14 protein-coding genes are annotated in these 20140 nt (G+C 69.9%); 6 read left to right on the forward strand and 8 right to left on the reverse strand.

Annotated elements, in window-relative coordinates:
* Window positions 1–14: 14 nt before the first annotated feature.
* Window positions 15–422: a hypothetical protein gene (locus C8P66_RS09935; RefSeq protein WP_111398105.1), complete on the reverse strand. Its 408-nt coding sequence runs from the start codon at window positions 420–422 to the stop codon at window positions 15–17.
* Between the two features lie 195 nt (window positions 423–617).
* Between C8P66_RS09935 and C8P66_RS09940 the strand changes: the two genes are divergently transcribed.
* The 3 genes from C8P66_RS09940 to C8P66_RS09950 are packed head-to-tail and all read left to right on the forward strand — an operon-like array spanning window position 618 to window position 5354.
* Window positions 618–2081, forward strand: coding sequence for a TolC family protein (locus tag C8P66_RS09940; protein ID WP_111398106.1), 1464 nt, complete (start codon window positions 618–620; stop codon window positions 2079–2081).
* Window positions 2078–4375 (forward strand): HlyD family efflux transporter periplasmic adaptor subunit, encoded by a 2298-nt coding sequence (locus C8P66_RS09945; RefSeq protein WP_111398107.1) that lies wholly within the window; start codon window positions 2078–2080, stop codon window positions 4373–4375. Before C8P66_RS09940 ends, C8P66_RS09945 begins: the two co-directional genes overlap by 4 nt.
* A gap of 16 nt (window positions 4376–4391) precedes the next feature.
* Window positions 4392–5354 (forward strand): LysR substrate-binding domain-containing protein, encoded by a 963-nt coding sequence (locus C8P66_RS09950; protein WP_111398108.1) that lies wholly within the window; start codon window positions 4392–4394, stop codon window positions 5352–5354.
* 68 nt (window positions 5355–5422) lie between these two features.
* On the opposite strand, the gene recJ is transcribed toward C8P66_RS09950, so the two are convergent.
* From recJ to C8P66_RS09975, 5 genes are all read right to left on the reverse strand, one after another.
* Window positions 5423–7219: a single-stranded-DNA-specific exonuclease RecJ gene (gene recJ, locus C8P66_RS09955; RefSeq protein WP_111398109.1), complete on the reverse strand. Its 1797-nt coding sequence runs from the start codon at window positions 7217–7219 to the stop codon at window positions 5423–5425.
* On the reverse strand, window positions 7212–8207 hold the full coding sequence (gene glpX / locus C8P66_RS09960; RefSeq protein ID WP_111398110.1) for a class II fructose-bisphosphatase: 996 nt from the start codon (window positions 8205–8207) through the stop codon (window positions 7212–7214). The genes recJ and glpX overlap by 8 nt, the downstream gene beginning before the upstream one ends.
* A gap of 13 nt (window positions 8208–8220) precedes the next feature.
* On the reverse strand, window positions 8221–9513 hold the full coding sequence (locus C8P66_RS09965) for a homoserine dehydrogenase (RefSeq protein WP_111398111.1): 1293 nt from the start codon (window positions 9511–9513) through the stop codon (window positions 8221–8223).
* Window positions 9510–10745 carry an LL-diaminopimelate aminotransferase gene (locus C8P66_RS09970; protein WP_111398112.1) on the reverse strand — a complete coding sequence of 412 codons (1236 nt, stop codon included), beginning with the start codon at window positions 10743–10745 and terminating at the stop codon, window positions 9510–9512. Before C8P66_RS09970 ends, C8P66_RS09965 begins: the two co-directional genes overlap by 4 nt.
* 179 nt (window positions 10746–10924) lie before the next feature.
* Window positions 10925–11422 carry a hypothetical protein gene (locus C8P66_RS09975; RefSeq protein WP_146422796.1) on the reverse strand — a complete coding sequence of 166 codons (498 nt, stop codon included), beginning with the start codon at window positions 11420–11422 and terminating at the stop codon, window positions 10925–10927.
* 168 nt (window positions 11423–11590) lie between these two features.
* On the opposite strand from C8P66_RS09975, the gene C8P66_RS09980 reads away from it, so the two are divergent.
* The 3 genes from C8P66_RS09980 to C8P66_RS09990 all read left to right on the forward strand — a co-directional run bounded on the left by C8P66_RS09980 (window position 11591) and on the right by C8P66_RS09990 (window position 16421).
* Window positions 11591–13411 (forward strand): PHA/PHB synthase family protein, encoded by a 1821-nt coding sequence (locus C8P66_RS09980; RefSeq protein ID WP_111398114.1) that lies wholly within the window; start codon window positions 11591–11593, stop codon window positions 13409–13411.
* A 96-nt stretch (window positions 13412–13507) separates the two neighbouring features.
* A complete protein-coding gene (lepA, locus tag C8P66_RS09985; protein ID WP_111398115.1) occupies window positions 13508–15313 on the forward strand; it encodes a translation elongation factor 4 in 1806 nt (601 codons plus the stop codon).
* A 139-nt stretch (window positions 15314–15452) separates the two neighbouring features.
* Window positions 15453–16421 (forward strand): tripartite tricarboxylate transporter substrate-binding protein, encoded by a 969-nt coding sequence (locus tag C8P66_RS09990; protein ID WP_111398116.1) that lies wholly within the window; start codon window positions 15453–15455, stop codon window positions 16419–16421.
* 30 nt (window positions 16422–16451) lie between these two features.
* Here C8P66_RS09990 and xdhB read toward each other — a convergent pair whose 3' ends face one another.
* Window positions 16452–18722 (reverse strand): xanthine dehydrogenase molybdopterin binding subunit, encoded by a 2271-nt coding sequence (gene xdhB, locus C8P66_RS09995; RefSeq protein ID WP_111398117.1) that lies wholly within the window; start codon window positions 18720–18722, stop codon window positions 16452–16454.
* Window positions 18722–20122 (reverse strand): FAD binding domain-containing protein, encoded by a 1401-nt coding sequence (locus tag C8P66_RS10000; protein ID WP_111398118.1) that lies wholly within the window; start codon window positions 20120–20122, stop codon window positions 18722–18724. The genes xdhB and C8P66_RS10000 overlap by 1 nt, the downstream gene beginning before the upstream one ends.
* Window positions 20123–20140 lie beyond the last annotated feature (18 nt).

Below are 20140 nucleotides of genomic sequence, written 5' to 3' on the forward strand. Positions count from 1 at the left end.
GCGGCCGCGCCCCGTCAGTTGCGCTGGGAGCAGGAGGTGACGCGCAGGGTCACGGTGCTGCCCTGGAGCGAGCCCGGAAAGGCCTGGATGCTCGGGCGCTCGGACCGCTCGCCGGGATTGGCGTTGTCCACGAAGATGCTGCCGGAGGTGGTGTCGTTGCCTTTGGTCAGCGTGATCTGGACCTGGTATTGCAGGCGGATGTTGCTGATGTTGCTGATCACCAGATGGATCGGCTGGCCCGGGTTGGGCTGGAAGATGCGGTCGAGCCGCAGACGGCAGAAGCTCTGCGTCGGCGCATGATATTGGCGGTTCTGGCCCTGCCATTCGTAGCCGCTGCTCTGCGCAATCGCGGCGCCGCCGCCAACGGCGGTCATCGCGGCGAGGGTCACCGCCGCCAAGGCGGTCTTGAATCCGGTCTTCATGTCCAAATTTCCTTCATTCAACGTCTGGCCCGGTTTGGCCTTTCGCTAAGTGAAACTGTTGCGCTGAATCACGCATCACGGCAATTCGCTGAAAACGATGGCATCGATAGGCGGAAGGCGGCATGCCTTCCTTGCCGCGCGCCCCTGGCGGTGAGAGATTTTTCGTGACGTTGTACGAATTTGAATCAGCGTGGAGTGGACCGGGTGGCGGTGCGGGGCGGTGCGGGGCTGGCTTTTGCGGTGCTGCTGTCCTCGGTGACGGCATCGGCCCAGCCGCGTCCGGCGGCCCAGCCACCTGCCGATGCCCTGGCGCTGACCCTGCCGGAGGCAGTCTACCTCGGCCTGCGCGGCAATCGCGCCATCCGGGGCGATTACCTGCAACGTATCGCCGACCGCTTCGCCCTGCGCGTCGTGGAAAACGGCTTCATGCCGCGGCTGACCATCGCGGGCGACGTCTCGCGGGCCCGCACGGCCGGGGTCAATACCAGCCAGGGTTCGGTGGGGCCCGTGGTGACCGTCGATACGCCGACCGGCGCGCGCTTCACCTTCGCCTGGCTCGCGACCCAGACCAATGTGCGCGGGCAGGACCCGCAAGCGCCGTCACAGCTGAGCTTCCAGGTCATCCAGCCGCTGCTGTCCGGCGGCGGCGTCGATTACGCCCTGGCCCCGCGGCGGATTGGGCGCATCTCCGAACAAAGCGCGCGGCTGCGGCTGAAGGCGCAGGTGATCGACCAGATCTCGCTGATCATCATCGGCTACCGCAGCCTGCTGCAGGCCCAGGAACAGGTCAGGATCTCCACCGAGGCGCTGCGCCGCGCCCGCGAACTCGTCGAGGTGAACCGCGCCTTGATCGCCGCCGGCCGCCTCGCGGAGGTCGAGCTGATCCAGTCCGAGGCCAGCATCGCGCAGCAGGAATTGCAGCTGATCGGCGCCCGCAACGGCAATGAGGCCGCGCGCCTCGCGCTGCTGGTGCTGATGGGCGTGGACCCCTCCACCAGCATCCGGGCCAGCGAACGGCCCTCGGCCCCTTCGGTGCGCGTCGATCTCGGCCGCGCCTTGCAGATCGCGTATCAGACCCAGCCCGCCTATCTCTCCCAGCTGCTCGCCATCGAGATCAACAAGATCAACCTCGACGTCGCCCGCAACCAGCGCCTGTGGGAGGTCAACCTCGTCGCCGGCAGCGGGCAGCAGGCGCTGCGCTCCCAGGTGCTGGACACCATCGGCGCGCTCAGCACCGTGCGGTCGGACTTCAACATCGGCTTGCAGATCAACATCCCGATCGGCTTCCTGTCGCGCGAGCAGCAGGAGGTGAACGCCACCGTCGCCCTGCGCCAGTCCGAGGTGCAGGCCGAACAGGCCCGCGACCGCGTCCGCCAGCAGGCCGAGGACGCGGTCCGCAGCATCGAGGCGCAGCGCCGCCAGGCCGAGCTGGCCCGCCGCGCCCGCGAGCTGACGGCGTTGCAGCTGGAGGCCGAGCTGATCAAGCTCCAGGCCGGGCGCTCCAGCAACTTCCAGGTCGTCTCCTTCCAGACCGCGTTGCAGCAGGCCGAAAGCACGGAGCTGAACGCCGTCGTCGCCTATCTCAACACGCTGACGACGATGGATCAGGTCCTCGGGACCACGCTCGATACCTGGCGCATCTCGCTGAACGATCAATGATGGATACTGCCGTCCCCTCGGCGGAGGCCGCGCGTCTCGCGGCCCTTGAGCGCTACGCCATCCTGGACACCCCGCCCGAGGCCGGCTTCGACGACATCGCCCGCCTTGCCGCGATCCTGACCGGCTGCGGCATGGCCTATATCGCCTTGCTCGATGCCGGGCGGCAGTGGCTGAAATCCGCGCATGGCTTCGATGCCGCGCTGCTGACCTGCCCGCGCGACGCTGCCTTCTGCAACGACACCATCCAGTCGGCCGGCCTGCTGGTGGTGCCGGACCTGGCCGAGCATCCGCGCTACGCCCGCTACGCCACGGTGATCGGCCCACCCTTCCTGCGCTTCTACGCCGGGGCGCCGCTGGTGACGGCGGATGGCTTCGCGCTCGGCACGCTCTGCGTCGTCGATACCGCGCCGCGGCTGCTGACCGAGGCCCAGCGCCAGGGGCTGGCTTTGCTCGCCGCGCGCGTGGTGACGGAGCTGGAGCTGCGCCGGCGGATGCTGGAGCTGGACACCACCCAATCCCGCCTCGCCCTCTCCGAGGCCGAGCTGCGCGAAATGCACGACCAGCTGGAGCTGGACTACCAGGGCGCCATGGACAGCATGGCCGATGGCCTGCTGACGATCGGCACCGATGGCGCCGTCGCCGCGATCAACGAGGCCGCGGCGGCGATGCTGGGCCTCGACCATGCCGCGGCCCATGGCGCCACCTTGCAATCCCTGTTGCCGGAGGATGGCAGCGGCGACGATCTGCTCGACGCGCTGCTGGCACCGATCGGCGACGGCGGCCCGCCGGTGCGCCGCAAGGTGGGCTTCGGCGCGCGGCGGCTCTCGGTGCTCAGCAGCGCCTACCGGATGCGGGTCGGCGCCCGGCGCGGGCGGCTCGCGCTCACCGCCTCGCTCACCGACATCACCGAGACCGAGCGCCTCGCGGAGGCCGAGGCCATCCTGGTCCGCGACCTCGCCGAGCAGCATCGCAAGTTGCAGACCGCCTATCTCCAGATGGAAGACTCCGCGACCCGCATCCGCGAGACGGCGCGGCGGGTGCGGGTCGCGCGGATCGCGGGGGGCATCGGGGTCGCGGGGCTGTTCCTGGCGGCCGGGCTCTACGCCTGGGTGCCCTCGCCGGCCGATTGGGGCGGGCCGGCGGAGACCAGCACCGGCGGCACGGCCATCACCATGGCCCCCGAGCATGTCTCCGCCCGCATCGCCGTGGTGGGGATGCTGGATGCGGGATCGGTGGTCAGCGTGATCGGGCCGTTCGACGGTCTCGTGCAGGACCGCCTGTTCCGCTACGGCGGCCAGGTCGAGCGCGGGCAGCCGCTGCTGCGGCTGAACCTGAACGAGGTCGAGGTGCGGCTGCGCGATGCCCGCAGCGCGCAGATTCGCGCGCGCCAGCGGGTCGCCGAATTGCGCGGCTGGGCCACGGGGTTCGAGGTCGCCCGCGCCCGCCGCAGCGTGGCCGGGGCGGAGCTCGAAGCCTCCGACATCGCCGCCCGCGCGGCGCAGACGCGGATGCTGCTCTCGCGCGGGATCATCGCCGCCGACGAACATCGCGCGCTGGTGCAGCAGCAACGCAACCAGGCGCTCCAGCTCCAGGCGGCGCAGAACGACCTGGAGGCCACCCTGGCGCGCGGCGATCCGCAGACCTTGCGCATCGCCGAGCTTGAGCTCGCCAATGCCGAGGCCAAGGTGCAGGAGCTGGAGGCCGATGTCGCCAATGCGACCGTGCTGGCCCCGGTCGAGGGCGTGGTGCTGATGCCGCCCGAGCCGCAGGGCGGCCGCCGCGCCGAGACCATCGAGCCCGGCTCCCGCGTTCAGCGCGGCCAGACCATGTTCACCATCGGCGCGCTGGAAAGCTTCCAGGTGCGTGCCACGGTGGATGAGATCGACGTGAACAAGGTCCGCGTCGGGCAGGCGGTGACGGTGACGGGCGATGCCTTCGGGGATCTGGTGCTGGAGGGGCGGGTGACCAGCGTCGCCGCCCAGGCGGGGGGCGAGTCCTCCGGCCGCAGCGGCATGCCGACCTTCCCGGTGACGGTCGCCGTCGATGGGCTGACGGTCGCGCAGCGGCGCCAATTGGCGGTCGGCATGTCGGCCAGCCTGTCGATCGTCACCTACGACCAGCCCGAGGCGCTGGTGCTGCCGCCCTATGCGATCCGCGACCAGGACGGGCAGCGCGTGGTGCGGGTGCGGGCCGATGGGCAGGACCGGATGGTGCCGGTCACGCTCGGGATCAGCACGCCGGGCGGGGTCGAGGTCCGCAGCGGCCTGCATGCGGGCGATGTGGTGTTGCCGTGACCAGGAGGGATGGGCGATGAATCTGGCCGGGCTGAGCTTTCGCGACCTCGAATACGTCACCGCCGTGGGCGAGCATCTGCATTTCGGCAAGGCAGCCCAATCCTGCGCCGTCAGCCAGCCCACGCTCAGCGCCCAGATCCGCAAGCTGGAGGAGTTCCTGGGCGTCGTGATCTTCGAACGCGGCGGGCGCGGCGTGCTGGTCACCGAACGCGGCGAGCCGGTCATCGCCCAGGCGCGGGTGATCCTGGCCGAGGGCCGGCGCCTCGGCGAGATCGCGCAGGCCGGCGCGGAGCCGCTGGTCGGCACCTTCCGCCTCGGCGTGATCGCGACGCTCTGCCCCTACCTCGTACCGCTGCTGTTGCAGCCGCTGCGGGAGCGCTACCCGCGGCTTCGGCTGCTCTTCACCGAGGGGCTGACCGCGAGCCTGGTGCAGGCGCTGGAGGCAGGGGAGCTGGATGCCATCGTCGCCTCCGCGCCGATCAAGGAGGCCGAGTTCACCACTTTGCCGCTGTTCCGCGAGCCCTTCATCCTGGCGGTCCCGCGCGACCATCCGCTGGCCACCATCGACCGCGTGGATCAGGAGGATCTGCCGGCCGATGAGCTGATCCTGCTGAACGAGGGGCATTGCCTGCGCGACCAGGCCCTGTTGCTCTGCCCGAGCCGGGCACGCGGGAGCGGGCGCGGCACCGATGGCTTGCAGGCGGCGAGCCTGGAGACGCTGCGCCAGATGATCGGCGCGGGCATCGGCTGCTCGCTGCTGCCGCAGTTGGCGGTGCAGATCGGCGCTTTGCTGGACGACATGGTGGCCTACCGGAAAATCCATGGCGGGGTCACGCCGGGCCGGGATGTGGCGCTGTTCCACCGCACCAGCTTCGGCCGCATCCGGGAGGTCCGGATGCTGCGGGAGTTGATGCTGGACGCGGTGGCGGCGGCGGGGACCATCGAGGTGCATGCAAGGCCGTCGACGCGGCGGCGTTGACCGCCCGCTGACCTCGTAGGGCTGGGAGGTGGGATCGAAGCGGGCCGGCACGGGTCAATGCAAGATCGTCACATCCCATCCATGACGGGCGCCGCATCCACGATCTGGAAACAGGCGCTGGCCTCGCCGGCCCAGCGCTCGGCGCGCAGATGCCCCGCGAGCGTCAGCGGCAGCCCGCCGCTGGCCAGCAGCGCCTGCGCCAGCGGCCCATCCTTGGCGCGGAAGCACACGGCCTTGAGCCGCCCGCCGCCCTCCCCGGTCAGATAGGCGCGGATCGTCGCCCCCTCCTTGCCGACACGATCGGCCTTGGCGATGCGCACGCGCGGCAGCACCAGGATGGGTTCCTCATTGCCGGCGCCAAAGGGCGCGAGCCGCCCGATCGCCTCGGCCAGCGCAATGGTGCAGCCGGGCAGCGAGACGGTGGCCTCGATCGCCAGCCCCGCGACGCCGGGCAGGCTCGCGGCATGGGCGAGGCGCTCGGAGAGGAAGGCCTGCACCTCCTCCCGCCGCGACACCTCGAAGGAAAACCCCGCCGCCATGGCATGGCCGCCGCCGGTGCGGAACAGCCCGGACTGGCGCGCGGCGATGACCGCCGCGCCCAGATCGGCGCCCGCGACCGAACGGCCCGAACCCTTGGCCAGCCCATCCGCGACGCCGCCGACCATGGCCGGGCGGTTGAAGCGTTCCTTGACCCGGCCCGCGACGATGCCGACCACGCCGGGGTGCCAGCCCTCGCCGAGGATCAGCAGCACCGGCAGCCCGGCCTCGGCCTGGATCTCCGCCTGGCGCATGGCGGTGGCCATGACATCGGCCTCCACCTCCTGCCGGTGGCGATTCACGCGGTCGAGTTCCTCGGCCATGCCGCGCGCCTCGATCGGATCGGCAGAGGCCAGCAGCCGCAGCCCCAGATCGGCCTGCCCGACCCTGCCGCCGGCATTGATGCGCGGCCCGAGCATGAAGCCGAGGGTATGGGCGGAGGGCGCCTCCTTGGCCTGGGCGCAGACCAGCAGCGCCTCGATCCCCGGCCGCCCGCCGCTCGCCATCACCTTCAGCCCTTGCGTCACGAAGGCGCGGTTGAGCCCGACCAGCGGCATCACGTCGCAGACCGTGGCCAGCGCGACCAGATCCAGCAGATCCATCAGCGGGGGCTCGCTGCGCCCGTTGAACCAGCCCGCCCGGCGCAGCACGCGCAGCGTCGCGACGGCGGTCATGAAGGCGACCCCGGTGGCGCAGAGCGAGCCGAGGCCGGAGGTGTCATCCAGCCGGTTCGGATTGACCACGGCGGCGACCGGCGGCGGCGGGCCCTCGGCCTTGTGGTGGTCCAGCACCACCACATCGGCGCGCCCGGCGGCGGCGGCCAGCGCATCGGCGGCGGCGGTGCCACAATCGACGCAGATGATCAGCCCCGCGCCCTCGTCGCAGAGGCGCGTGATGGCGGCGGCATTGGGGCCGTAGCCTTCCAGGATGCGGTCCGGGACATAGGGCCGCGCGGCGACGCCGAGGCTGGCCAGGACATGCAGCATCAGCGCCCCGGAACAGGCGCCGTCCACGTCGTAGTCGCCGAAGACCGCGACCTGCTCGCCTGACCGCACCGCCGCGGCGATGCGGTCGGCGGCCAGGTCCATGTCGGTCAGGCGCGCGGGGTCAGGCATCAACGCGCGGAGCGTCGGCGCCAGGAAATCCCCGGCGGTCTCGATCCCGATGCCGCGCGCGGCCAGGATGCCGGCCACCAGCCCGGGCAGCGCATGGCGCTCCGCCAAGGCGGCGGCGATCCGCGCCTCCCCCTGCCGCCAGACCCATCGCCGCCCGCTCAGGCTGGCGGCGACGCCAAAGGCCGGGTCCTGCGGCAGGAGGCCGTCAGGCAATGAAGGCCCGCGGCTTCAGCGCGAAGTTGTGGCGGCCTTCGATGTAGCGGACGGTGCCGGTGGCGCTGCGCATCACGATGGAATGCGTCACCGCCATCGCAGCACCTCGGCGCACGCCGCGCAGCATCGCGCCATTGGTGACGCCGGTCGCGGAGAACATGACGTCGCCACGGGCCATATCCTCGACCGTGTAGATCATGTTGGTGTCGGTGATGCCCATGGAGGCGGCGCGGGCGATCTGCTCATCATCCTCGAACAGCAGCCGGCCCTGCATCTGGCCACCGATGCAACGCAGCGCGGCCGCGGCCAGCACCCCCTCCGGCGCGCCACCCGAACCGATGTAGAGGTCGATGCCGGCTTCCAGCTGGCTCACCGCGACCACGCCGGCGACGTCGCCATCGCCGATCAGGGTGATGCGGGCGCCGGCCTCGCGGCAGGCCTTGATCATCGCCTTGTGGCGATCGCGATCCAGCATGCAGACCATCAGGTCGCCGATCTCGCATTTCTTCGCCCTGGCGAGCTCGCGCAGGTTCTCGGCGGGCGAGGCGTCGATATGCACGATACCGGCCGGCAGGCCGGGGCCGACCGCGATCTTGTCCATGTAGATGTCGGGGGCGTGCAGGAAGCTGCCGGGCTGGCCGACCGCGAGCGTGGCGATCGCATTCTCCGCCCCCTTGGCGGTGATCGAGGTGCCTTCCAGCGGATCGACGGCGATATCGACCTCGGGGCCGCCATGCTGCCAGCCGGAGCCGACCTTCTCGCCGATGAAGAGCATCGGGGCCTCATCCATCTCGCCCTCGCCGATCACCACGGTGCCGGAGATGGCCACGGTGTCGAAGGCGCGGCGCATGGCATCCACGGCCGCGCCATCGGCGGCGTTCTTGTCGCCACGGCCGATCCAGCGGCTGGCGGCCAAAGCTGCGGCCTCGGTCACACGGACCAGTTCGAGGGCAAGGTTCCGGTCGACCGGCGTGCTGTCGCGAATCATAGGCGAGACTCCCCTAAAGGCTTTCGATGCGGATGACGGCGGGCGGTTCCAGCACGGCGTCGAGGGCGGCGATACGCTCCAGGGCGGCGGACATCGCCGCCTCCCCGCATTCATGGGTGACGAGGACAACGGCGACCGCCTCGGCCGGGCTGCGGCCGCGCTGGATCATGGATTCGAGGCTGATGCCATGGTCGCGCAGCACGCCGGTGACGTCGGCGATCACGCCCGGGCGGTCCACCACCATCAGCCGCAGGTAGTAGGGCCCGGAATGGGCCGACATCGGCACCGTCGCGACGGGCTGCAACGCGGCCTCGGCCGCCCCCCAGACCGGGGTGTGGCGGCCACGCGCGATATCGATCAGATCGGCGACGACGGCGCTGCCGGTCGGCCCGGCGCCGGCGCCACGGCCCTCCAGCACCACGCGGCCGACGAAATCGCCCTCCGCCACCACGGCGTTGAAGACGCCATCGACATGGGCGATCGGGTGTGCTGCCGGCACCATGCAGGGATGCACCCGGGTGCTGATCCCATTCTCCCCGCAACGGGCGATGCCCAGCAGCTTGATGCGGTAGCCGAGGTCGTCCGCGAGGCGGATATCCAGCGCCGAGACGCCGCGAATGCCCTCGACATGCACATCGCCGAAGGCGACCGGGCGGCCGAAGGCCAGCGCCGCCAGGATCGCGAGCTTATGGGCGGCATCGGTGCCATCCACATCCATCGCCGGATCGGCCTCGGCGTAGCCCAGGCGCTGGGCTTCGGCGAGGGCTTCGGCGAATTCGCGCCCCTTCTCCCGCATCGAGGTCAGGATGTAGTTGCAGGTGCCGTTGAGGATGCCGGTCACGCGGGAGAGGCGGTTGGCCGCCAGCCCCTCGCGGATCGCCTTGATCGCGGGGATGCCGCCGGCGACGGCGGCCTCGAAGGCGAGCGGCACGCCGCGCTGTTCGGCCAGCGCCGCGAGGGCCGCGCCATGGGTCGCCATCAGCGCCTTGTTGGCGGTGACCACCGGGCGGCCTGCGGCCAGCGCCGCCTCGACCAGCGCGCGAGCCGGGCCCTCGCTGCCACCGATGCATTCGACGATGACATCGACGCCGGGATCGGCCGCCAGGGCCACCGGGTCGTCATACCAGCGCAGCCCCGCGACCGAGACGCCACGATCCCGCGTGCGGTCCCGTGCCGAGACGGCGGTGACGGCGATGGCGCGGCCGGCGCGGGCGGAGATCAGATCCGCATTGTCCCGCAGCACCGTCATGACGCCGGCGCCCACGGTGCCGAGGCCCGCGATGCCGATGGCGAGGGGGCGGGTCATGCGCCGCTCAACTCCTTGCCACTCAGCTCCTTGATCGGCTCGGGGGGGCCGGCATTGTCGCCCTGCAGGAAGCCCTTGATGCCGCGCATCGCCTGGCGGATGCGGTGGTTGTTCTCGACCAGCGCGATGCGGACATGGCCATCGCCATGCTCGCCGAAGCCGAGGCCCGGGGCGACCGCGACCTTGGCCTTGTCCAGCAGCAGCTTGGAGAAGCCGACCGAGCCGAGGTGGCGGAACCGCTCCGGGATCGGCGCCCAGAGGAACATCGAGCCCTCAGGGCTCGGCACGTCCCAGCCGGCGTTGTGCAGCCCCTTCACCATCACGTCGCGGCGTTCCTTGTAGAGCACGCGCATATCCGCGACGCAGTCCTGCGGCCCGTTCAGCGCGGTGGCGGCGGCGATCTGGATCGGCGCGAAGGCGCCGTAGTCCAGATACGACTTCACCCGCGCGAGCGCCGAGATCAGCCGCTGGTTGCCCGCGGCAAAGCCCATGCGCCAGCCCGGCATGTTGTAGGTCTTGGACAGCGAGGTGAATTCCACCGTGCAGTCCATCGCACCCGGGATTTCCAGCACCGAGGGCGGCGGCTCATTGCCGAAATACAGCTCGGCATAGGCGAGGTCAGACAGGATGAAGAGCTCGTGCTTCAGCGCGAGCGCGACCAGATCCTTGTAGAATTCGCGGCTGGCCAGCAGCGCGGTCGGATTTGACGGAAAGTTCACGATCAGCGCCGTGGGCTTGGGCACCGAATGCCGCACCGCGCGGTCGATCGCCGCCAGCATCGCATCATCCGGCGTATAGGGGATGAAGCGGGCCGAGGCGCCGGCGATGATGAAGCCGAACTGGTGGATCGGATAGGACGGGTTCGGCACCAGGATGGTGTCGCCAGGGCTGCTGATCGCCTGGGCGAGGTTGGCCAGCCCCTCCTTGCTGCCGAGCGTCGCGACGACCTCGGTCTCCGGGTCCAGCTTCACGCCGAAGCGGCGGTCGTAATAGCCGGCCAGCGCGCGGCGCAGCCCCGGGATGCCCTTGGACATCGAATAGCGATGGGTGCGGGGGTCCTGCACCGCCTCGATCAGCTTGGCGACGATATGCGGCGGCGTCGGGCTGTCGGGATTGCCCATCCCGAGGTCCACGATGTCCTCGGCGGCGGCCCGGGCCTTGGCCTTGGCCGTGTTGACCTCCGCGAAGACATAGGGCGGCAGGCGGCGGATACGGTGGAATTCCTCGGTCATTGTCCTGGTCTTTTTCCTGGTCTTTTTGGGGAAACGGAACGGGCGGAAGAGGGCGGTGCCGCAGGATACAGGCGCACAGGCGCCAGGGCGAGGGAGGCAGGGCGAGGGAGGCAGGGCGAGGGAGGCTGGGCGAGGGAGGCTGGGCGAGGGGGGAGCTGGGCGAGGGAGCGCGGCCGGCCTCAGCGGACCGAGGGCGGCGGCGGCGGCAATCCGGGGTCGGCCGGCAGCGGCCGCGGCGGCGGGGGCGGGGCGCCCGGATCGGCCGGCAGCGGGCGGGCGGGTTCCGGCCCGGCCGGCGCCATGCGCGCGACGGCGGGCGCCGCGCGCAGCGCCGCGGGGCGCGGCGGCGTCAGCGGCACCTGCGCCGAGGCGCCGGTCGGCGGCGGCGGCAGGATGCCAACGGTGGTGAGCGGCGTCGCGCCCGCGGCGCGCTCCTGCTCCAATTTGCGGGTCAAGGCGCTGCGGGTCGCATCATCCGGGCGGTCCGGGCGCGGCGGCACTTCGGAAAGGGTGCGGAACGGCTGATCGGTGCCAGGCGGCACGCCGCGGCGTTCCATCGCCGCCCCGGTGATATTGTCGAAGAACTGCGCGGGCCCCTCGCCCGGGCTGCCGACGCAGGCACCCAACAGCAGCATGGGCAGCAACGGCAGGGCGAGCCTGCCCGCTTGCCGCGGCACCGCGCCGCCCCTAGGTTCCAGGCGTGAACCTGTCGCACGCAAAAAGCCCATGCCGCGTCGTGTGCTCATGCGGTCAGCATGTGCCCCATAACGCGAAGCGGCGAAAGCGCCGTGCTTGCGGTCGCGAGGCATGACGCAGACGACGAAGCAAGAAGGCGAGGATTCGGCATGGCCCAGGATGACACCCCTTCCGCATTCCGGCTGCCCGACCCCGCCGTCGTGTCCCGCACGATGGCCGATGTCGCCGAGCGCGGGCAGCGGATCGTCCAGGATTTCCTGAAGCGGCAATCCGATAACGCGAGCAACGGCGGCGGCACCGGGGGTGCTGGCTCCGATCCGCTGAACCTGGCCGGCGCCTTCATGGAGATGACGACGCGGCTGATGTCCAACCCCGCCCGGCTGATGCAGGCGCAGATCGGCTTCTGGCAGGATTACATGACGCTGTGGCAGCACACCGCCCGGCGGATGATGGGCAAGGAAACCGGAGCGGTGATCTCCGAGGATCCCAAGGACAAGCGGTTCAAGGACGACGCCTGGCGCGACAACGAGATCTTCGATTTCATCAAGCAGTCGTATTTGCTGTCGGCCCGCTATTTCCAGACCGCGGCCGCTTCCGCCGAGGGGCTGGACGAGAAATCGGCCCAGAAGGTCGATTTCTACACCCGCCAATTCGTCGATGCGCTGTCCCCGACCAATTTCGCCCTGACCAACCCCGAAGTGCTGCGCCGCACCGCCGAGACCGGCGGCGAGAACCTGTTGAAGGGGCTCTCCAACCTGCTGGGCGATCTGGAGCGCGGCAAGGGCAGTCTGCAGATCAGCATGGTCGATCGCAGCAAGTTCTCGGTGGGCGAGAACATCGCCGTCACCCCCGGCAGCGTGGTCTATCAGAACGAGCTGATGCAGCTCGTCCAGTACAATCCCAGCACGGAGAAGGTGCTGAAGCGGCCGTTGCTGATCCTGCCGCCCTGGATCAACAAGTTCTATATCCTCGACCTGCGCCCGAAGAATTCCTTCATTCGCTGGGCCGTCGAACAGGGCCATACCGTCTTCGTCTGTTCCTGGGTGAACCCGGACGAGAGCCTGGCCGAAAAAGGCTTCGACGATTACATGCAGCTCGGCCCCTATGCCGCGCTGGAGGCGATCGAGAAGGCGACCGGCGAGAAGAACATCAACGCCATCGGCTATTGCCTGGGCGGCACGCTGCTGGCCGCGACGCTGGCGCATATGGCGGCCAAGCGCGACACCCGCATCAAATCCGCGACCTTCTTCACCACCATGGTCGATTTCGAGGAAGCCGGCGAACTCAGCGTCTTCATCGACGAGGAGCAGTTGCAGGCGCTCGAGGACAAGATGAACAAGCGTGGCTTCCTCGAAGGCTCCGAGATGGCCGGCACCTTCAACATGCTGCGGGCGAACGACCTGATCTGGTCCTTCGTGGTGAATAATTACTTGCTGGGGCAGGAACCCTTCCCCTTCGACCTGCTGTACTGGAACAGCGACAGCACGCGCATGCCGGCGAAGATGCATTCCTTCTACCTGCGCCGGATGTACCAGCAGAATGACCTGATCAAGCCGGGGGCGGTGGATCTTCTGGGGGTCAAGCTCGATCTGCGGAAGATCAAGCTGCCGACCTACATCCTCTCGACGCGGGAGGACCACATCGCGCCCTGGCAAAGCACCTATCGCGCGACACAGATCTATGGCGGGCCGATCCGCTTCGTCCTGGCGGCCTCGGGCCATATCGCCGGGGTGGCGAATCCGCCGGCCTCGGGCAAGTACAGCCATTGGGTCAGCGACACTGCGCCCCCCACCGCCGAGGCCTGGCTGGAGGGCGCGACCGAGCTTGCCGGCTCCTGGTGGCCGGATTGGCATCGCTGGGTTTCGGCGCTGGACAAGGCCCAGGTGCCGGCCCGCACCCCGGGCGATGGCGCGCTGGCGGTCATCGAACCCGCACCCGGCAGCTATGTGAAGGTGATGGCGAGCGACTGAGCGCTCGCCGCCGCTTTGCTTTCGACCCAGGGGGCCCTATGTGCCACCTCGGCGCGGGCCGGGACTTTTCCCCCGCGGCCCGATATACGGACTTCGATGACCGACACCTCGCTCGCCCGCATCCGCAACTTCGCCATCATCGCGCATATCGATCATGGGAAATCCACCCTGGCCGATCGGCTGATCCAGTTCTGTGGCGGTCTCGCCGATCGCGAGATGAAGGAGCAGGTGCTCGACAGCATGGATATCGAGCGCGAGCGCGGTATCACCATCAAGGCGCAGACCGTCCGGCTGGAATACCCGGCCAAGGACGGCGTGACCTATGTCCTGAACCTGATGGACACGCCGGGCCACGTCGATTTCGCCTATGAGGTCTCCCGCAGCCTCGCGGCCTGCGAAGGCTCGCTGCTGGTGGTCGATGCCTCCCAGGGGGTCGAGGCGCAGACGCTCGCCAATGTCTATCAGGCGCTGGATGCCGGCCACGAGATCGTGCCGATCCTGAACAAGGTCGATCTGCCCGCCGCCGAGCCCGAGCGCGTGAAGCAGCAGATCGAGGATGTGATCGGCCTGCCCGCCGATGATGCGGTGATGATCAGCGCCAAGACCGGGCTGAACATCGAGGGCGTGCTGGAGGCCATCGTCACCCGCCTGCCCGCGCCCACCGGCGACGAGACCAAGCCCTTGCAGGCGCTGCTGGTCGATAGCTGGTACGACCCCTACCTCGGCGTCGTCATCCTGGTGCGGGTGAAGCAGGGCCGCCTGCGCCGCAACATGCGCATCCGGCTGATGGCCAAGGGCACCGCGCATCCGGTCAACGACATCGGCGTGTTCACGCCGAAGATGCAGCCGGTGGACGACCTGGGCCCCGGCGAGATGGGCTACATCACCGCCGCGATGAAGACGGTCGCCGATTGCAATGTCGGCGACACCATCACCGATGACCGCGCGCCCGCGACCGAACAGCTCCCCGGCTTCCGGCCCTCCATCCCCGTGGTCTGGTGCGGGCTGTTCCCGACCGATGCGGATGAGTTCGAGAAGCTGCGGGAATCCCTCGGCAAGCTCAGGCTGAATGATTCCTCCTTCCACTTCGACCCGGAGAGCAGCGCCGCCCTCGGCTTCGGCTTCCGCTGCGGCTTCCTGGGGCTGCTGCATCTGGAGATCGTGCAGGAGCGGCTGTCGCGGGAATTCGATCTCGACCTGATCGCGACCGCGCCCTCGGTCGTCTACAAGCTGACCAAGAACAACGGCGATGAGATCGAGCTGCACAACCCGGCCGATATGCCGGACCCCAGCCTCGTCAAGTCGATCCAGGAACCCTGGATCAAGGCCACCATCTTCGTGCCCGACGAATACCTCGGCTCGATCCTCGCCTTGTGCAGCGAGCGGCGTGGCGTGCAGGTGGACCTCACCTATGTCGGCAACCGGGCGATGGCGGTCTACCGGCTGCCGCTGAACGAGGTGGTGTTCGACTTCTACGATCGCCTCAAATCCATCAGCCGCGGCTATGCCAGCTTCGATTACGCGGTCGATGGCTATGAGGAGGGCGATCTGGTGAAGATCAGCATTCTCGTGAACAACGAGCCGGTGGATGCGCTCTCCTTCATGGCGCATCGCTCGGCGGCCGACCGGCGCGCGCGCTCGATCTGCGAGAAGCTGAAGGATCTGATCCCCCGCCAGCTCTTCAAGATCCCCATCCAGGCCGCCATTGGCGGCAAGGTCATCGCGCGCGAAACCATCGGCGCGATGTCCAAGGATGTGACCGCCAAGTGCTACGGCGGCGACATCAGCCGCAAGCGCAAGCTCCTGGACAAGCAGAAGGAAGGCAAGAAGCGGATGCGGCAGTTCGGCAAGGTCGAAATCCCGCAGTCCGCCTTCATCGCTGCATTGAAGATGGACGCCTGAGCCAACGTAAACGGGCTATTGTCCCAGGCTTGCATTTCCGCAGAAAGTCCCGGAATCGTACCGGATGAGCCCCCCGGCACGCCCATCCCTCTGGGGACGGCGGGCCGGGGGCCATGCGTCGTCCCTGGAGGAAGCGTTCATGTTCCGTCGTGCCTTGACCGTCGCCGCTATGGCGCTGATCGCGCTGCCGGCCGCAGCCCAGACCTACCCCAACCGCCCCATCACCATCGTCGTGCCCTTCGCCGCCGGCGGGCCGACCGATACGGTGACCCGCCTGGTCGCCGAAGCCATGTCGCGCGACATGGGCCAGTCGGTCGTGGTCGAGAATGTCGGCGGCGCCGGTGGCACGCTGGGTGCTGCGCGCGTCGCGATGGCGCGGCCGGATGGCTATACCCTGCTGCTGCACCACATCGGCATGGCGACCACGCCGACCCTGTACCGTCGCCTGCCTTACGATGCGGTGAACGGCTTCGAGACCATCGGCATGGTCACCGAAGTGCCGATGACCATCATCGCCTCCCCCCGCTTCCCGGCCGCCACCCTGGCCGAGGCGATCGCCGTGATCCGGCGCGATGGCGACAAGATCAATCTGGCCAATGCCGGGATCGGCGCCGCCAGCCACCTCTGCGGGCTGCTGTTCCAGACCGCGCTCGGCGTGCAGATGACGACCGTCCCCTATCGCGGCACCGCGCCGGCGATCAGCGACCTGATCGGTGGCACCGTGGACCTGCTCTGCGACCAGACCACCAACACGACCGAGCAGATCCGCGGCAATACCGTGAAGGCCTTTGCCGTCACCACGCCGCAGCGCCTGCCCTCGCTGCCCGATATCCCGACCGCGAGCGAGGCCGGGCTGCCGGGCTTCGAGGTCACCGTCTGGCACGGCCTGTATGCGCCGCGCGGCACGCCGCGGCCGGTCATCGACCGGCTGTCGCAGTCCTTGCAGACGGCGCTGCGCGACGAGCGGCTGATTGCCCGCTTCGCCGACCTCGGCACCGCCCCGGTGACGCAGGCCCAGGCGACGCCGGATGCGCATCGCGCCTTCTGGCAGGCCGATATCGCCAAGTGGCGCCCGATCATCCAGGCCGCCGGCGCCTACGCGGACTAATGCGATCGCGGCAGGTGGCCCCGTTCGGGGCTACCTGCCGCCCGCGCGGATCGCCGCCAGCAGCCGCTCGGGGCTCGCCGGCAGATCGAGGCTGACCGCCCCGGTCGCATCGCACAGCGCATTCCACACCGCCGTCGCCAGCATCAACGGCGGCTCGCCCACCGCCTTGCTGCGGAAGATGGTCTCGGCGCGCGCCGGGCTGCCCTCCAGAATCCTGGTCACGAACACCGGCGGCACATCGCGGGAGCCGGGGATCTTGTAGGTGCTGGGCCCGAGGCTCCGCAGCCGCCCCGTCCGGTCCCAATACAGCTCCTCGCTGGTCATCCAGCCCATGCCCTGGATGAAGGCGCCCTCGATCTGGCCGCGATCCACCGCCGGGTTCAGGCTTCGCCCGCAATCCTGCACCAGCCAGGCGCCGAGGCAGCGGTGCTCCCCGGTCAGCCGATCCACCACCACCTCCGCGACCGAGGCGCCGTAGGAGAAGTAGAAGAACGGCTTTCCCCGCATCGCCACCGGGTCCCAATGGATATCCGGCGTCTTGTAGAATCCCGTCGCCGAGAGCGAGACTCGCCGCCGGATGCAGGCATGGGCCAATTCGCCAAAACTCATCTGGCGGTTGCCGCCGGCGCGGACCATGCCGTCCTCGAAGCCGATCTCGCCCGCCTCAACCGCCCAGATTTCGGCCGCGACCCCGGCCATGCGCTCGCGGATCGCGCTGGCCGCCAGATGCGCCGCCCAGCCGTTGAGATCGCTGCCGGTGCTGGCGGCCGTGGGCGAGGTGTTCGGCACCTCCCCCGTGCTGGTCGCGGTGATGCGGATCCGCTCGACCGGCACGCCGAAGGCGCTGGCGACCACCTGGGCGACCTTGATGAACAGCCCCTGCCCCATCTCGGTGCCGCCATGGTTCAGCCGGATCGAGCCATCCTCATAGACATGCACCAGCGCCCCCGCCTGGTTCATATGCATCACCCCAAACGAGATGCCGAAGGCCAGAGCGAAGCTGCCGAGCCCTTTTCGGAGGGTCGGATGTTCGGCGTTGAAGGCGGCGATCGCCGCCCGCCGCTCCACCCAGCCGCTTGCCGCCAGCGCCTCGGCGTGGACGCGGCGGATCAGCTTGCCATCCAGCGCCTGGCCATAGGGGGTTTCGTCGCCATTCTCCCCGCCGGCCATGTTTTTTGCGCGCACGGTCTCGACATCCAGGCCGGTCGCGGCGGCGATACTGCGAAAAATCTCCTCCATCAGCAGCACGCCCTGCGGCCCACCAAAACCGCGAAAGGCGGTGTTGCTGACGGTATTGGTCTTGCAGCCCAGCGCCTCGATCCGCAGCGCCGGCACGTCATAGGCATTCAGCGCATGGGTGATGGCGCGGAACACCACCCCCGGCGTCATATCCAGCGAATGCCCGCCATCGGCGGCCAGCAGCGCCTCCAGCGCCGCGATCCGCCCCGTGGCGTCAAAGCCCGCGGTCCAGCGGAACAGGAAGGGGTGGCGCTTGCCGGTGGCCGCCATGTCCGCCTTCCGGGTCAGACGCAGCTTCACCGGCCGCCCGGTGGCATGGGCGGCCAGTGCTGCGGCGGCGGCGACCCAGGAGGCATTGCTCTCCTTGCCGCCAAAGGCCCCGCCCATGCGCCGGCATTGCACGGTGATGCGGTTCTGCGCGCAGCCGAGCACGCGGGCGATGATGTGCTGCACCTCGGTCGGGTGCTGGGTGCTGGAGAGCACCAGGAGGTCGCCATCCTCGCCGGGGGTGGCGATGGCGATCTGCCCCTCCAGATAGAAATGCTCCTGGCCGCCGCAGCGGAAGCTGCCGCTGGCGGTCAGGGGCGCCTGCGCCATCCCCGCCACGACATCGCCCCGCGCCAGCACCTGGGGCGGCATCAGCAGGCTGCGGGCCGCGACCGCCTCGGCCAGCTCCAGCACCGGCGGCAGGGCGTGGATGACGGGCGTAATGGCCGCGGCCCCGGCCAAAGCGGCATCGCGATCCGTCGCCACCACCAGCGCCATCGCCTGGCCCCAATGCTCGACGAGGTGCTCGGCAAAGAGCGGCTCCTGCGCGGCGCCGCTGGCCGAGATGTCGTTGCGCCCCGGCGCATCGCCCGGCCCGAATACCGCGACCACGCCGGGCAGCGCCAAGGCGGGGGCCGGGTCCAGCGCCTCGATCCGTCCATGCGCGACCGGGCTCAGCACCAGCGCGCCATGCAGCAGCCCCGGCACCTCGGGCAGATCGTCGATGAAACCGGCCTCGCCGGTCGCGTGCCGCAATGCGCTGTCCTGTCGCAGCGCCGCCCCCATCCCGTCCATCACAGCGCCTCCATCGGCTCGACATCGGGGCGCGTGGCGCGCCACCAGACCCGTTCCAGCAGCCCCGCCGCGGCGGCCCGGCGCCAGGCGCCGCTGCCGCGCAGATCGTCCAGCGGCGCGATGTCGCGGTCCAGCATCCGCGCGGCGGCGCGCACCGTCTCCAGCGACCAGGGCGCGCCCATCAGCACGTGCTCGGCGGCGGTGGCGCGCAGCACCCGCGGGCCCACGCCGCCCAACGCCACCCGCGCCGCGCGGATGCGGCCCTCCACCACCCGCAGCCAGGCCGAAAGCCCAACAGCGGTGATGTCCTGGTCATGGCGCCGGGACAGCTTCTCCATCGCCACCACATCGCCGGGCCCGGCGCGGGGAATGATGACCTCGGTGACCACCTCGTCGGGCGCCAGGGCGTTGGTGCGATAGCCGGTCAGGAAGGCCTCCACCGCCATCCGCCGCGTGGCGCAGAGCGAGGCGATGGTGACCTCCGCCCCCAGCGCCACCAGCGGCGGCAGCATGTCGCCGATTGGCGAGGCCGTACCGAGATTGCCCCCGAGCGTGCCCAGGCCCCGGATCTGCGCGCTGCCAAGCCGCGCCAGCAGCCGCGCGAAGGGGGCCGCGATCGGATCATCCAGCCCCCGCAAGGCGGCGAGCAGGCGGTGATACGGCACGGCGGCGCCGATGCGGATGCCATGCGCGTCGATGTGCAGCGCCTGAAGCTCCGGCACCGCGAGCAGGCAGATGACCTCGGGCGGGCGTTCGCGATGCTCCGACACGCGCAGCCCGAGGTCGGTACCGCCGGCGAGCAGCCAGGCGTCGGGATGCGCCGCGCGCAGCGACAGCAGCGCATGCAGCCCGCGCGGCAGATGGAAGGCCTGGCCCGGCGCGTGGAAGCAGGCAGCCGTGCTGGCTGGCACCGGGGCGGGGGTCGCGACCTCCCGTGGCATCGCCGCCATCGCCGCGACGATGGGCCGGTAGCCGGTGCAGCGGCAGAGATTCCCCGCCAGCGCCTCATGCGGATCGCCATCCCCGGTCACGGCAGCCCAGGCCGACATGACGATGCCGGGCGTGCAGAAGCCGCATTGGGTGCCGTCATGTTCAGCCAGGATACGGGCGACGGGATGCGGGCCGCCCGCCGCGTCGCGCAGCCCCTCGACGGTGCGGATCGCGCGACCATGCATCTGGCCGAGGAGGGTGAGGCAGGCGTTGATCGGCACGCGGGCGCCGTCCGGCTCCTCCAGCGCCACGGTGCAGGCGCCGCAATCGCCCTCGGCGCAGCCCTCCTTGGTGCCACGCAGCCCGGCGGGGCCGCGCAGCCAGTCGAGCAGGCTACTCGCGGCGGAGGTCGTGGGCGGGAGCACCACCACCTGGCCGTTCAGGCAAAAGCTGATCTGTTCTGAAGCCATCCCCGATCATCGGCAAAG

The sequence above is a fragment of the Humitalea rosea genome (assembly GCF_003253705.1).
In the GTDB taxonomy this organism is placed as follows: Bacteria; Pseudomonadota; Alphaproteobacteria; order Acetobacterales; family Acetobacteraceae; genus Humitalea; species Humitalea rosea.

Coding starts and splice junctions, on each gene's coding strand:
- C8P66_RS09950 (WP_111398108.1), top strand. CDS start 4,392: ATGAATCTGGCCGGGCTGAGCTTTCGCGACCTCGAATACGTCACCGCC.
- xdhB (WP_111398117.1), bottom strand. CDS start 18,722: ATGGACGGGATGGGGGCGGCGCTGCGACAGGACAGCGCATTGCGGCAC.
- lepA (WP_111398115.1), top strand. CDS start 13,508: ATGACCGACACCTCGCTCGCCCGCATCCGCAACTTCGCCATCATCGCG.
- C8P66_RS10000 (WP_111398118.1), bottom strand. CDS start 20,122: ATGGCTTCAGAACAGATCAGCTTTTGCCTGAACGGCCAGGTGGTGGTG.
- C8P66_RS09965 (WP_111398111.1), bottom strand. CDS start 9,513: ATGACCCGCCCCCTCGCCATCGGCATCGCGGGCCTCGGCACCGTGGGC.
- glpX (WP_111398110.1), bottom strand. CDS start 8,207: ATGATTCGCGACAGCACGCCGGTCGACCGGAACCTTGCCCTCGAACTG.
- C8P66_RS09935 (WP_111398105.1), bottom strand. CDS start 422: ATGAAGACCGGATTCAAGACCGCCTTGGCGGCGGTGACCCTCGCCGCG.
- C8P66_RS09970 (WP_111398112.1), bottom strand. CDS start 10,745: ATGACCGAGGAATTCCACCGTATCCGCCGCCTGCCGCCCTATGTCTTC.
- C8P66_RS09980 (WP_111398114.1), top strand. CDS start 11,591: ATGGCCCAGGATGACACCCCTTCCGCATTCCGGCTGCCCGACCCCGCC.
- C8P66_RS09990 (WP_111398116.1), top strand. CDS start 15,453: ATGTTCCGTCGTGCCTTGACCGTCGCCGCTATGGCGCTGATCGCGCTG.
- C8P66_RS09945 (WP_111398107.1), top strand. CDS start 2,078: ATGATGGATACTGCCGTCCCCTCGGCGGAGGCCGCGCGTCTCGCGGCC.